8 protein-coding genes are annotated in these 14,918 nt (G+C 62.9%); 1 reads left to right on the top strand and 7 read right to left on the bottom strand.

The features are described 5' to 3' along the window. Positions 1–10: 10 nt before the first annotated feature. From BLS41_RS17460 to amaB, 5 genes are all read right to left on the bottom strand, one after another. The gene (locus tag BLS41_RS17460) at positions 11–4,828 is read right to left on the bottom strand and encodes an alpha-2-macroglobulin family protein (protein ID WP_083379998.1); all 4,818 of its coding nucleotides are present in this window, start codon (positions 4,826–4,828) and stop codon (positions 11–13) included. After that, entirely contained in the window at positions 4,825–5,544 is a 720-nt protein-coding gene (locus BLS41_RS17455; protein ID WP_074771008.1) for a DUF1175 domain-containing protein, read from the bottom strand. Before BLS41_RS17455 ends, BLS41_RS17460 begins: the two co-directional genes overlap by 4 nt. A 120-nt stretch (positions 5,545–5,664) precedes the next feature. Further along, entirely contained in the window at positions 5,665–7,455 is a 1,791-nt protein-coding gene (locus BLS41_RS17450; protein ID WP_074767040.1) for a DUF2138 domain-containing protein, read from the bottom strand. Positions 7,456–8,033: 578 nt separating this feature from the next. Further along, the gene (locus tag BLS41_RS17445) at positions 8,034–9,206 is read right to left on the bottom strand and encodes an NAD(P)/FAD-dependent oxidoreductase (protein ID WP_074767039.1); all 1,173 of its coding nucleotides are present in this window, start codon (positions 9,204–9,206) and stop codon (positions 8,034–8,036) included. 141 nt (positions 9,207–9,347) lie between these two features. After that, positions 9,348–10,847, bottom strand: a complete 1,500-nt coding sequence (gene amaB, locus BLS41_RS17440; protein WP_074767037.1) for an L-piperidine-6-carboxylate dehydrogenase — start codon at positions 10,845–10,847, stop codon at positions 9,348–9,350. 595 nt (positions 10,848–11,442) lie between these two features. On the opposite strand from amaB, the gene BLS41_RS17435 reads away from it, so the two are divergent. Then, positions 11,443–12,366 (top strand): sterol desaturase family protein, encoded by a 924-nt coding sequence (locus tag BLS41_RS17435; RefSeq protein WP_074767035.1) that lies wholly within the window; start codon positions 11,443–11,445, stop codon positions 12,364–12,366. 43 nt (positions 12,367–12,409) lie between these two features. On the opposite strand, the gene BLS41_RS17430 is transcribed toward BLS41_RS17435, so the two are convergent. Together BLS41_RS17430 and BLS41_RS17425 are read right to left on the bottom strand one after the other, a co-directional pair. Further along, complete coding sequence (locus BLS41_RS17430; protein ID WP_074767033.1) at positions 12,410–13,654, bottom strand: MFS transporter; 1,245 nt, start codon at positions 13,652–13,654, stop codon at positions 12,410–12,412. Between the two features lie 120 nt (positions 13,655–13,774). Beyond that, the gene (locus tag BLS41_RS17425) at positions 13,775–14,905 is read right to left on the bottom strand and encodes a porin (RefSeq protein ID WP_074767031.1); all 1,131 of its coding nucleotides are present in this window, start codon (positions 14,903–14,905) and stop codon (positions 13,775–13,777) included. Between the last annotated feature and the right edge of the window lie 13 nt (positions 14,906–14,918).

Below are 14,918 nucleotides of genomic sequence, written 5' to 3'. Positions count from 1 at the left end.
AGCGTCTCGCTTACTCGATACGCAGCGTCGTCACGCGATCGCTCTTGCCGCCCTCGAACGCCTTCGCGTCCGGTTGATACATGCGGAAGTAGCGCGCGGGCGGCAACGTAAAGGTGCCCGGCAGCGCGAAGCGCACCAGTTGCCGCAACGTAACCGGCCGGTCGAGCAACGGCACCGGTTGATGATACGAAAGCTCGCCCATCTCATACGATGCCGCGCGCTGGAACGGCTGCGGGCCGCTGCCACTGTCCTTCACACCTGGCAGACCGTCGATCGACACGCCCCAGCTCGTCGCCTCGACATCGCCGCCCGGCGGCAGCGGCACGTCGAGCAGACCGTAGTGGTACGCATTGCCCGAGCGCGGCGTGAGCGTCACTTCGTCGACGTACAGCGCGTTGCTGTCGATCGCATCGCCCTGCTTCACCAGACGTGCAGTGAACGAAGCGCGTCCCAACTGGCTCGCGGCGGGCGCGTCCTTCTTCGGGTCGGCGGCCGGTGCATCGAGCGGTACGAGTTTGTAGAAACGACGCTCGATCGTGATGTTCAAACGGCTGTCCTCACTCGTATGACTGCGGAACGAGACGAGCGCGTTGACGTCCGTGCGCGCAGCGCCCGCGTCGAGCGTCGTCGGCAGCGCAGCGCCGGTCCATTTATAAAGCGGCGTGCCCGTCGCCGTCGACGCACGCGTCCAGCCCGCGCCTTGCAACGATGGCAACGCCCCGGCCGCAACATCGCCGCCAAGCGCCTTGCGCAACCACAACAACGTCAACGCGCGATCGAGGGTCGGGTAATCGGCACTGCTTTTTGCAAGCAACGCCGATGCGTCGATAGCCGCGCCGCCGTTATCGCCGGACATGAACAGCAGGCTCTGTACGAGCGGCGCGGTGTCGCCGGTCAGTGCTGCGCGCGCGGCGCTTGCGGCTGCGTCGAAGCCATCCGGCAACTGCGCGCTCGCACTGCGCGCCATGTTCGCGATCAACAGCATCGCCATCTGCTTGCCGCGCGGCGAATCGGCTTGCGCGAAGACAATGCTGTCCGATGCGCCATAGGTGCCGATGCGGGCGGGCGTTTTTGCTGCCGAGGCTGCCGTGGCCGCCGCGTCGCTCAGCAAATCCGACGCCACGCCCGACACCGGCGTCGCCACCGGCAAGCCCATCTGCTGCATCAGCCACAACGCCAATGCGCGATGCAGCAGTGGCTCCTTCGCACCGGCATCGCGATACACGTCCATCGCGTGCTGCCAGTTGTCGGCGGGCAGCGTGATACCGAGGCTGCGGCTCGCGAGCCAATCCGCGTAGTACGCGTAGGCCGTGATCAGCGCGCTGCCGCCCGTGGTATCGCCCCACCAGCCGAACGTGCCGCCGACACCCGCCAGCATCGCCAGCCGCTGCCGCTGATTGCGCAGTAGCGCTTCGAGCCCCTGAGTCGAACTCGCGCTGTCGCCGTGGCCGATTGCGTCGTGTGCGAGCGCAAGTGGAATCAACCGGCTCGATGTCTGCTCGGCGCATCCGTACGGGTAGTTGATCAGGTCGTCGGCGACGCGCATGAACTGGCTCGCCGCGTTGCCGATAAACCGCACGCTCACATCCTGCGCATCCTGCGGCAGATTGAGCGGCGCATTCGAGCCGTCCAGCGCGACCGTGTTCTGATGCAGATCGAGCCAGCCGCCCGCATCGAGGTGAATCGTGGTCTGCAGACGGTCGACGTCTTTACCGCCGCTGCGCAACGTCGCGTTGATCACGCCGGCCTTCAGCGCGCCCGTCGGCAGACGCAGATAGTTCGCGCCGCGCCTGAGCGTCACCTTCTGGTTCAGCGACAACCCGCCGCCGTCGACCACCCATTGCGCGTCCATATCCGCATCGGTCTGATTGAACGCGATCATGTCGATCGCGGGTTGATCGTCGGTACGGAAATGCGACGGGCCGCTCCACTTCAGATACAGCGCCTTGTCCGAACGCACATACGCGGTACGCTGACCGACCATGCCGTCCGGCGCGGCCGCGCGCACCGTGATGCGCCAGCGTGCGAGCGAGTCGGGCATCCTGAAGCTCATCGTGGCGTGACCGTTCGCGTCGGTTTTCAGGTTGCCTTCCCAAGCGGCCGTGTCCTGATCGTCGCGACGCGGACGTTCGAGCACTTTCACGCCGCGCTCGTTGTAGTTGGCGCGCTGCGGACCGCCCGGCGCGCCCTTCAACGGCGAACGCGCGAGGTCGTAGGTGATGAACGACAAACTCGACGACGTGCGCACGTTGTTGCGTCGCGGGTGATAGAAAAAGTCGACGATGTTCGGCGCGATTTCCGGCTGCAACACATAGACCATTTCGTCGACCACGCTGACGGTCAGATTGGCGGCTTCCGGCTTGCCGTTCAACGTGCTGTCGAAATTCAGCGTGACCGTATCGCCGGGGCCATACACCAGCTTGTCGCTCTTCACGTTCAGTTCGATCTGCGGCTGTGCGACGACGATGCCTGCGTTCTGGAACACGTATTCGCCCGCGTGAACGTACAGCACCGAGAACGTCATGTTCGGCGCGAAGTCGGCGTCGACCTTGATACGCGCCTTCCATTGCGACGGCGCGACCTTTTGCAGTTGCAGCCAGTCGCCACCGGCGCTCAACAATGCGCGGCGTTCGACGTTATCGCGTTCGAGCGTGAGCAACGCGTCGTCGACCGGCATCGGGAACGTGATCAGCGCTTCGGCGGTATCGCCAATCTTGTACCTGTCGCGATCGAACACGATTTCGACGCTGCCCGGAATCGCCTTCAGACCATCGCCCGCGACCCAATGGCTGGCGGCGGCGAGCAGATTGCCGTTGTCGTCCTTGACCGACAGCATGTATGAGCCCGGCGCGTCGAACGTCACCGGGAACGACAGTTTGGCTGCGCCCTTCGAGCCATTCGCCGTGCTCGTCAACGCGCCATCGCCATGCGTCTGCGATTCGAGGCGCGTCCATTCCCACTTCGACGGCGGATGCGACGAAGCATCGACCGCGCCGAGTGCCTGCAAGTCGAACGTGACCGCCTCCTTCGGCTGCGAGAACGACTTCGCCGTCGTCAGCCGATACGGCGTCGCGCCGCGCGCAATCAGCACTTCGCGCGTTACGCGCACCTTGTAGGCCGCGCCGTCCTGCGCGAACAGCGTCAACGCATAGCGGCTCGGTTCCGTTGCAGCGGGCAGCGTGAGGCTCGCATTGCCGTCGCTGTCGGTCTTCAACTCCTGCTGTTCGAGCTTGATCGGGAACAGTCCGGCGTAACGCAATTCGCCGTCGACGATCGTCACCTTCTGCGCGCGCAGCGTGACCGAGATCTTGCTGTCGCGCACCGGTTTGCCGTCCGGGTAGCGCAATTGAATTTTGCCCTTCAACGGCTCGCCGGTTGCGTAATCGGCTTTGTCCATCGACAGGTTCACGTCGAAGTGCGGCTTCACATAGTCGGCGACGCGAAATGCGCTGCCGTATACATCGCCGTTGTAATCGAAGCGCAGCGTGTAGCCGCCGGCGGTCGCATCGGCGGGCAAGGTGAAGGCCGTATCCGCGCCGGTGTCGGACGCGAAATGGACCTTGCTGGTCGCCACCGGCGCACCGTTCGGATCGAGCACGTCGAGTTTGATATCGGCCTCGGCAGGCGCCGACGATTGCGTTGCGTTCTGGAACGTCCGGCCGATGAACTTCACATGCACCGGATCGCCCGGCCGGTACATCGGCCGGTCGGTCACCGCGTAGATCTTCGTGTTGTAGATCTCGCTGTCGTAATAGAAGTTTTCGGAGACGAACACGCCGCCCTGCGGATCGACGCCCAGCACATAGCTGCGCTCGGGGCTCACGTGCTGCAGCACCAGCGCGCCGTCGCTGCCGGTCGTGCCGCTCTGCAATACGCCGACGCCGTCGGTCCAGCTCACGTCTGTATTTGCGACGGGCTTGCCGTTATCGCGCCGCGTGGTCCATACCAGCATCCCGCTCGACGCCGCTTTCACGACCGCCACCGTGTCCGACACGAACAGCAGCGTATGCGCGCGATAGTTGCCGATCACCGCCTCGACGATATACAGCCCCGGCGGCAGCTTGCCGACCGGAATCATCACGTTGCCGGAACTGGCTTCGATGAAATTGCTACTGCTGCCCGCGAGATCCACGCCCTTGGGCGGCTCGATCACCTTCGCATCCCAGATCGGGTAGCGGAAACGCGCGGTCACGTCGTAGCCTTTCAGCGGCGCAAATTGCGAGTTCTGCTCGAAGTGCGTCGGCGCGCCGGTCTGTTCGCCCAGTTTGAATTGCGGCGCGGCTTCGGTCGCCTTGCTGCGGGTCGCAAACGACAGCACGCGCTGCCAGGCGCGGCGTGCCTCGGTGTACCAGCGGTCCCACAAATACGCGAGCGTGTTGGCGAGCCCTTCGCCCTGATAATTCGGCGCAACGTTCAGCCGATGCAGGTTCTTCTGCGCCTTCAAAAACTCCAGCGGTTTCGGCACGCGATAAACGACGATATCCGCGCCGCCATAGCCTTGCAGCGTGTCCTTGAAGTCGCGGCCCGGCGCTTCGAGCCGCACCTGCGCGACCTGATCGCTGCCGAAGCTCGCGTCGGAGAGCAGGAAGAACGGCTGGCCGTCGACTTTCTGCGAATTGAAGTTGCTCGACGGCGCGCTCTGCAAGGTCGGATTCGCGGCGATGCTGGTATCGGCGGCGCTGCTCGATGCGCTGTCGTCGGCATAGGCGGATGGCGGCGCCACCGCGAGCGTCAGCGTCGCGAACAATGCCGCGAACATGAATGTCGCGCGACGGCGCGCATTGGCAAACCAGCCCTTCGATGAGGTGACGGAATTCATTCGGCTCATGGTGTCAAAAAGTCCAGACGGAACACGCCCACGAAGTTCGGATTGCCGTCGAGCGGCTGCCAGCGGGAATCTTTCCATTGCATCAGGTCGGAAACGGCGACCGCGCGCAGACCGGTATCGGCCGGCGTCACGGTGCCTGTGTGATAAGCGATGTAGCGATCCAGCCAGATCATCAGATGCTGGTCGTCGCCCTGATCGAAGAACAGCAGGTCGCCGGGCAGCGCCTGGTTGACGTCCTTCGAGACAAAACGGCTGTTGCGTTGAATCAGCGCAATCGCCGACGCATACGCGCCGGTCGATCCGTCGAGTTGCGTCCAGCGATTCGCGAGCGTGCGTTGCGACGCGGACAGTTGCAGTTCAGGCGGCATGCTGCCGGTATCCGCGAGGCCGGTCATGCCGTTTGCGCGCAGCCATTTGGTGTCGTGCGGCTTCAACGTTTCGCCGACCGCGAAGCGCACGAGGCCCGCGCAATCGCGTTGGGTCCAGCGCGGCGTGGGGCCGCGCCGCATCTGCTGATCGACGATGCGCACGAACCACGCGCGGAATGCCGCGGATTGTTCGGGTGAGAGCGCGTCGGGATCGGGTGAAGCGGTGGCTGAGGTGAGCGCGTGCGCGTAGGGCGCGAGGCTAGCCAGAGCGATCAGGGACGCGGCGTGTGCGAGCCAGGTGCGGCGGGCGGGAACGGGCGCGTGGCGCGTGCCTGGCGCTGCACGCACATGAGACGTCTCGCCGACAGCACGCGCGGCGACGCGGCAACGGCGCAGCCGCTCAGCCGCCGCAATCACACGCGCCGCCAGCGTCTCAGCCTCCGCGCGCAAAACGCGAGCGCGGCGCACTCAATCGCCCTCTGTGCCGGGTTGATCCGCAGGCGCATCCAGCGCACCCGCGCCTGCATCGGCCGAACCCGCTTCGCCCTTCGTGCGATCGAACCACCATTCCACCGGCACCCATCCCGCCGAACCCGGCAGATGTTGCGGCAGCGTCAGCGAAACCGGCGGATAGTGCGCGAGCGCATGCAGCTTCGGCACCAGATGCGTGCGCGACGCATTGCGGAACACCGCTTCCTGATCGACCGGCAACGCGGAGGCCGCCTCGCGTTCGACCAGCGTCGCCGCCGACGAAGGTGTCAACGTCAGGATCGTGCGCGGCAGACGCTGCGGCGCGAGCGTGTCGGCGAGCGCCGGGTAGCGCTTGTCGAGCACGGCGAGCGTGTCGTCGACGAGGCGGCTGTCCGGCGAAAAAATCAGGTAACCGTGAGCGAGCGCGAGCGTCACGGGGAAATACCGCTCCGCCGACAACTGCGACGCGAACGAGGCCTTGCTCGCCAGCGCCGTCCCGGAGCGCGCGCTCACGGGCCGTTGCCACACGGTGACATCCGCGCCCTGCTCTTTCGTCGTGACCGGCAACCGCCGATAACCCGAATCGGCGTTAGCGGCATTAGCGGCCTTGGCTTCATAAGCGCCGATCACGTCGCCAAACGTCTTGCCAAGCGCGCTCTTCAACGCTGCGACGCTCGCCGCGTCCTGCGTTTTCACGCGCGCGACGAAAACCGGCGCGACCAGCGTCGACTTTGCGTACCAGCACACGGCCGCGGGGCCGGTCAGTTGATCGCCGATAGCAGTCGCGCCGCCTGCATCCGCCGTCACCTTGCCTAGCAGGCCCGACGCCTCTTTCCAGTCCGCCGGCAAGCTCGTACAGGCCGCCGGATTGGCCGGCAACGCGCGCCACAAATCGGCGCTGTTCCACTGTTGCGGCAGCTTGTCCGGGTCGATCAGCGCCGAGGTCTGCCAGTTCGCCGCAGCATTGCCATTCGACGAAAAATCGAAGCGCAACGCGTTGATGCCGGAGAAAAACGCCTGATAACCGAACGACAGATAGTTCGCCGACACCACCAGCCGATGCCCCTTCGGCGTATCGCCGGCCGCATCGAGTTGATAGGCGCTCGCCGAATCGTCGTGACCCGACGACAGCATCGCGGACACGGCATCGGCGCGGTCGCTCAGCAAGCCGCCCTTTTCGTCGAGTAGCACGCCGGGCGCGGACAGCACCACGAGGCGGTCGTCTTTCGTGGCGAACAGCAGCGTGCGCCCCACCGCCAGCTTCAATGCGTAGACGGGTACGCCGCCGGATAGCTTGGCGACCTGGCTCAATTGCGAATCGCTGGCGGCGACGTTGCCGATGCCTTGCAGCAGTTTGGCCAGGCCGTTGCGATGCATGGACATGACCCAGTAGCCGAGGCGGCCGTCGGGCGAGCGCCACAGCAATACGTGCGCGGGTTCGTCGAAGACGCGGCGTATCAGTTCTTCGCGCCAGTCGAGTTGATGCTCGAACGCGAGCCGCCGCAATGCGCCTTCGGCTGAGAGCCGCGTGTTGTCCGACTCGTAATAGTCGACGAAGTCTTGTGTGAGCACGTCGTGCAGCAGTGGCACACGCAGAATATCGCGCGGCAGACGCGACAGCGCCTCGCTGTCGATCACCGCGTCGGGACGATGAATATCGAACGCCAGTGCTTCGGTGCCGGTCGCCTTGCGATGCGCAAACGGACGCCACACCGCCTGAATAACCACGCCGGTTACGATCAGAAGACCGACTACCAGGATTGCAATGTTTTTACGCGACATCTTCATCTGATTTCTTCTGGTTCGATGCGACGGTATTAACGTAGATGCGTGACGGATTAAGCGCGCTTAATCAATCTCCAAGGGCAGCGATGATAACCGATGTTTTTGACTATTAGCCAGTATTCGCATGTCATTTAACAAACGACTGACTTTTCTGCGGTGGCACGGTGAGAATTCAAAGCCTGTTTATAAGCGCGTCAACGCGAGTATCTATTAGCTTCGCCCAATCGGGTTAAATCGTTGCGAGTGCGATAAAACTCCGTTGGGAGACTGCGCCTGCCTATTCCAGCTGATGCGGAATACCGCCGAATCGCGTTTATCCGCACAAATTACCGGATCCCGCCCTGCCTGTATGGCGCATTTTCCGCAAATTTTTAATTGGCGAGGACAAGAGCAGTCAAACAGCGGTTCCATTCTCCGCAAGCCGGTTTGGATAATGGTCCGTCGAGTCACATGGAAAGAACCGGAACGCGGGGCTGCGTGAATATTATTTTTCGAGATACAACACCCGCAAAAAACATCCATTCCGTTTGATACCGGCGAATGAAAAACGGACGCGTTTTAAATCTGCATTACTCGCGCGTCTATACGACGTTTTTTTCCACTATCGGCCGGTCTTCAAGCACGCGCGCGAAGCTCAATGAATCCAGATCGAGTGTCGTATAGCGTCCGTGCAAAATGAGTTCGCTGATGCCACGACCCGTTGCCGGTCCCTGCTGCAAACCGTGGCCGCTAAAACCGTTGGCGAAAATGCAGTTGGCGACGTCAGGGTGATAGCCGATGACCGCGTTCTGGTCGAGCACGTTGTACTCGTAATAGCCGGACCAGCAGTTCTGCACCCGCAGCGCCTCGAATTGCGGCACGCGATGCGCAAGCGTCGGCCAGATCACCTCGTCGAACAACGCGTGATCGACCTCGTCGAGCGGCAGATCGTCTGGGTCGTTATCGGCGGAAGGCGACGTGCCGCATATAAACGATTGCCCTTCGGGCCGGAAATACACGCCGCTGGGATCGATCAGTAACGGGCACCGTTCGAGTTTCGCCGGCGACGTGACATTGAAAATACTCCGCCGCCGCGCGTAAACCGGCAGATCGATGCCGACCATCTGCGCGATTTTGCGCGACCACGCACCGCCGGCGTTCACCACCACGTCGCACGCGAAGGTTTCGCCGTTCGCGCTCTGCACATGCGTGACGCGATTGCCTGTGCGATGCATCGCCGTGATATCGGCAGCGACATAACGCGCGCCGAGCGCCTGCGCTTTTTTGCGCAGCGCCTGCACCAGACCGTAGCCGTCGAACCAGCCCTCGCCGCTTTCACCGTACGCACCCGCCGCGAGGTCTTCGGTATTGAGCCACGGAAAGCGCGCCTGCAAGCCATGTGTGTCGAGCAGGCTGATATCCGCGCCAAGACGCGTTTGCAGCGCGTGGTTTTCACGCAGCGTCGGCATGCCTACGGGCGTCGCGAGAAAGAGATAGCCGCCTTCGTGCAGATCGATCGACGGTTGCGTACCGTCGACTTCGAGCCGCTCGCCAATCGAGCGTAAAAACTCAATGCCGAACAGCGACATCTGAATGGAAAGCGGCGTGGAGAATTGCTGGCGGATCGATGCCGCCGACAACGCCGACGACGAACTCGCGTAAGTCGGATCGCGCTCTATCACCGTGACGCTGACTGTCGGATCGGACAGCCGCAAGAAATACGCAATCGAGCTGCCGATCACCCCACCGCCGACGATCACGACTTTGGAACTCACGTCTTACTCCACGAATAGCGTGGCCGCTCTGAAAACGCCGGGCGGCGCAAACGGATTGCCTGGGTGTACGGCAGCTCAGACAAAGCGCGGCGACGAAATTTAAGCTCTCGCCGCCACCGCGCTTCGCCAAAACCCGCTCGATCAATCGATATTGAAATCGATCCCCTGCGCGAGCGGCAATGCCGACGAATAGTTGACCGTGTTGGTCGCGCGACGCATGTAGGCCTTCCACGCATCCGAGCCCGACTCGCGGCCGCCGCCGGTTTCCTTCTCGCCGCCGAACGCGCCGCCGATTTCAGCGCCGCTCGGCCCGATATTCACGTTCGCAATGCCGCAATCGCTGCCCGAATCGGACAGGAAACGCTCGGCTTCGCGCAGGTCGGTGGTAAACACGCACGACGACAGACCGTGAACCGCTGCATTGTTCGCTTCGACGGCGTCGGCGAAATCGGTGTAGCGCAGCACGTACAGGATCGGCGCGAAAGTTTCCTTCAGCACGACCGCCGTTTGCGACGGCATTTCGACGATCGCCGGGCGCACGTAGTAACCGCCCTCGTAGCCCCTTACCTCGACGCGCTCGCCGCCGTGCACCTTGCCGCCCTCGGCTGTGGCCTGTTGCAGCGCTTCCTGCATGCGCGCATACGATTGCTGGTCGATCAGCGGGCCCATCAGCGTGCCTTTTTCGAGCGGATTGCCGAGCGGCACCTTGCGATAAAGCTGCGTCAGACGTTCGATGGTTTTGTCGTACACGCTGTCGTGCACGAACAGACGCCGCAACGACGTGCAGCGCTGCCCCGCCGTCCCCACCGCCGAGAACAGGATGCCGCGCATCGCGAGTTCGTGGTCGGCGGTTTGCGTGACGATGCCCGCGTTATTGCCGCCGAGTTCCAGCAGCGAGCGCCCGAAGCGCTTCGCCACTTCCACGCCGACCGTGCGGCCCATTTCGGTGCTGCCGGTCGCGCTGACGATCGACGCGCGCGGGTCCGCCACCAGCTTCGCGCCCACGTCGCGGCCGCCGTTGATCAGCGCGGTCAGGCCGGCGGGTGCGTCACCGAATTCCTGCAGCGCTTCGTTGAGAATCTGATTGACGGCGAGCGCGGTCAGCGGCGTCTTCTCGGACGGCTTCCAGATCACCGAGTTGCCGCAGACCAGCGCGAGCGCCGCGTTCCACGACCAAACCGCTGCCGGAAAATTGAACGCCGAAATCACGACGCAGGTGCCCATGGGATGCCAGGTTTCCGCCATCCGGTGACCCGGCCGTTCCGACGCGATGGTCAGGCCGTACAACTGGCGCGACAGACCGACCGCGAAATCGCAGATGTCGATCATTTCCTGCACTTCGCCCATGCCTTCCTGGAGGATCTTGCCGGTTTCGAGCGTGATGATGCTGCCCAGCGCCTGCTTCTTTTCACGCAGACGATTGCCGAGCAGTCGCACCAGTTCGCCGCGACGCGGCGCGGGCACGTTACGCCACGCCGTGTACGCGTGCTTCGCATTGGCGAGGGCCGTGTCCACTTCCGCCACCGTGTTGATGGCCACGCGGCCAATGAGTTCGCCGGTGATGGGCGAATGAACCGCGAGATCGCCGGCCTGCGCCGCGTGCGCGATGCCGAGGTCGGCGAGGATGCTGGAAGCGTCCATGAAAAACCCCTTTAATTTCCGATACGAAACAACAGTAAGTTCGGAAACTATACACGGGGGTTTTTATGGCGGCAAGGTGGAGCATCCAGCCATAAAGAGCTGGGATGAGACGCCACGGTCACGCGCAAACCGTTGATTTTCCTCGAAAAGCTTGGCTGACTGCGCTTGACGGGAGGTGGCCGTCATTCTCCGGCTGCGGGTAGAAACCGGTCTCCGCGCTGGCGATTCTATTTTTTTAAGCAAGCCCGGATGCTTGCCGAAGAACGACACGAAGAGAAACCTCGTTTCCCTTCGGAAATTCCCTGGGTTGTATCTGGCACGTCGTTGGCTGACGTGGTTACCGCGCCTGCCTCGCGGCACCTCGCCCTCAAGAATCCCATCCAGAAGATGTCGCCGTATTACACGCTCCAGCGCGCCGCCCTCTCGCGGCCCACGCCGCCGGAGGCTTCGAGCGCCTCTGCATTTTCATGACATCCGGCGACACAGTTTCCGCATGGCCTTTCGCCGGGCAGCCCACTACATTGCCTTCACCCGACGCGCCAGCAGTCATGTCCCGCAGACGACGCGTCCCATCTCACTCCGTTATCTGCCCGCCATGATGAACCTTGGAAAAATCTCGCTTTGCGTCACGTTATTCGTGATCGGCGTCTCGCTGATCGAAGCCTGCGTGCTCACCTGCAAACAGCGCAGCAGCGCCGCGCCTTTCGACTGGTACGAGGTGTGGATTTCACTCGCCGACGTCGCCGGTCGCAAGCTGCTCGCGCTGCTGCCGCTTTCGCTCGCGGCGCCGGTATTCGCGTTCGCCTGGGATCACCGGCTGTTTACCGTGACGCTCAACAGCGCGCTGACGCTGTTGCTGCTCTTTATCGGCCAGGAATTCTGCTACTACTGGTACCACCGCGCGTCGCATCGAATCCGCTTTTTCTGGGCGACGCATGCAGTTCATCATTCGCCGAATCAACTGACGCTTTCCTCTGCGTACCGGCTCGGACTGACCGGCAAACTGACCGGCTCGGCGATATTTTTCGCGCCGCTCGTGTGGCTCGGCGTGCGCCCGGAAATCGTGCTGGCCACGCTGAGTTTCAACCTGCTCTATCAGTTCTGGCTGCACAACACCTGGACGCCGAAACTCGGCTGGCTCGAATACGTGTTCAACACGCCTTCAGCGCATCGCGTTCACCATGCGTCGAACGTCGATTATCTCGATGCGAACTTCGGCGGCGTACTCGTGATATTCGACCGCCTGTTCGGCACCTACGTCGAAGAACGCGAAGACGAACCGTGCCGCTACGGACTGACGACACCGACCCGCTCGCGCAATCCGCTAGTGATCGAATTCGAACATTGGGTCAGCCTTGCGCGCGACATCGGATCGGCGGGCAGCGTGTGGACTGCCATCTGCTACGTGATCCTGCCGCCGGGATGGCGCGCGGACGGTGCCGGCGAATCGACCGAAGCGCTGCGTCAGCGAAATCTGGACGCACGTCGCGCGATTCCTGCCAGCACGCAGGGACGATGAACGGATCTCGCCAAGCCGGTTCGACTTGAGCCCGCCGCCGAGATCAGGACAACTTGAAGCGTTCAGTGCGCGCCATGAGCGCCAGTCCGATAACGGCCATACCGCTGAAAAGGGCGGGCAGCAGGAAGACATTCGGAAGGCCCAGCCATGCAACGCCGAAGCCGCCCGTCATGCCGCCCAACGCCGATGCAAGCGCCGTCGAACTCATGAAGATGGCCGACGCCGTCGCTACCGCGTCGGGAAGCAGGCGCTGCGCCACGATGATCCCCAAGACCATGAATATGCCCCAGACACCGCCCATGAGAATCTGTCCGGCGAACATGCCCGCTGCGGACGGCCACAGCGCGAAGCAGAGATTGGCGAATATCCCCATCGCGGCGGCGATACACATCAACCACACGTTGCCGAGCCTGCGTCCCAGTCCGATGCTGAACGGCATGATCAGCAGTTCGATAAACGGCTGTATGCCGATGACCGCTCCGCGCACGGCCGGACTCAGCTTGAGTTGCTCCTCCATGTAGATCAGCAGGAATCCGTATTTCACGGGTTCGCCGGCATAGACAAGGACGAAGAGCGCCGTGAAGGCCAGCAGGGGAAGCATCGCGCGCAGACCGGTGTGACGCGCCGCGTCACCCGTCTGCTGCGGCTTGAGCTTGCCGACGGGGTTCAGCGTGCCGAGAGGGGCGATCTGCAGAAGCAGGCAGATGGCGGTCATCCAGAGCATCGGGCGCAGGCCGTACGCAGCCGCCACCCACGCGCCCAGCACAGGTCCAACGATCCATCCACCGGTCAGCGCCATACGGATGATGGCGACCACGCTCTCATTTGCGTCGCCGGGCTTCTCGCTGAGTTCATCGTGAACGGCCGCAAAAATCTGCGAGGCTGTTGCACCGGAAACAGCCAGCAAAACGACAGCGAGGACGAACGGCACCCAGACCGACGTGGAAAGCGCCAGCCCCGCCCAACCTAGAAAACCCGCGACGGCGCATACGCGAAACAGACCGAGGCGATTGCCCGTGCGATCAGAGTAACGGCCGACGAAATATCCGGCGAACGGAGCGGCAAGACTGGTCAGATAATAAAACCCGGCGAGCGGCAGCGACGCGCCGAGTTCTTTCACGAGGAAGGGCACGATCTGCGGTGCCGCCGCCGACGTGCCGAGCCCCGACAGAAACATCGCAATCGTTGCGCCGAGAAAAAACCGCGAAGCCGCAACCTGGCGCAATGCCGATTGATTGCCGGCCCGCTCGGGCAGCGTGACAGATTGACTACCGCTTTGGTCCGACATCGCGAAACGTCCCCATGGTTGTTTTTCCCGGACTCGTCCGGTAGCGCCGGTCAATTCGGCGCACGCTGGAGACTAGCGCAACTGGTCCGCGATTTCCATGGTCATGTCGATATGGTCACTTCAGAACGACGTCCGCAACCCCGCCGTCACCACCCACGGATCGAAGCCCGGCGTCACGGTCGCGTACGTCGAGTTCAGCAATCCGAAGCCCTGCGTCGAGTGACTGTTGTTCGAGATCATCGACGCATAGCCGTACAGTTGCGTGCGCTTCGACAGGTAGTACACATAGCCGACGTTATAAGCCATCGCGCGCGCCTCGGCGTTCTCGATCCGGCGCGCGACACCGATTTCGATATCGCCCGGACCCGCCGGAATTTTCGCGTTCAGCAGAAACGACGAAGCAAACCACGCGGTCGCATCGGTGCGCTTCGAGTACACGTAGTTGGCACCGATCACGTTATTGCCGATCTGATACGTCGCGGTCGCCACCTGCGTCAGTTGTGACGACGCCGTCAGCGTGCTCGTGTTCGCGTAGTACTGGTAGCGATTGAAGCCATAACCGAGCAGCAGCCCGTTCTTCGCGTACTGGACGTTCATGCCGATATTGCGTCCGTCGACGGTTTGACCCGATGTGTTCTGCGAACCGAACGAATAACCGATTTCCGCCGACAATCCGCCCAGTGTCGCCGGAGTCCGGTAACGCACTGCATTCGGATAGAAGCCACCGGTGCCCGACTTGCCGAGCGTGGAACTGTGCTGAAGCGACATGATCGCCGCCGGGTTCGACAGACCATACGTAGCGACGTCCGACGCGAGAAACACCCAGTAAATCGGCAGATACAACTCACCCGCGTCGATGCTGCCGTAGCGCGTGCTCGACAGGCCGACCGACGCGCCCCGGTTGAACAGCGTCGAACCGCCGCCCACGCCCGTGTAGGTATTAAAGCCCGTTTCGAGCTGGAAGTTCGCGCGATACCCCTGCCCCAGATCTTCGCTGCCGCGAAAACCGAAACGCGACGCCTGGAGGTTGCCGCTCGCGGCCATCGCGGTCGGCGAGACGGTGCTGTTGAACTTGCCGTACTGCACCGCCGAATCGACGATACCGTATAGCGTGACGCTCGATTGCGCGTGCGCCGTGTGCGCGCCCAGCAACGCGCATCCGGCCGTGAAGGCATAAAGCGCCAGGCCTTTTCTCAAGCTCTTGTCGTTCTGTTTCGTGCGATACCGTGACTGCCTGTTTTCGTATGTCATCAATGCGTCTCCA

It is taken from the genome of Paraburkholderia fungorum (genome assembly GCF_900099835.1).
GTDB classification, from domain to species: Bacteria; Pseudomonadota; Gammaproteobacteria; order Burkholderiales; family Burkholderiaceae; genus Paraburkholderia; species Paraburkholderia fungorum_A.
The sequence above is the reverse complement of the archived record's forward strand: the minus strand, read 5'-3'. Positions and strand labels throughout refer to the sequence as shown.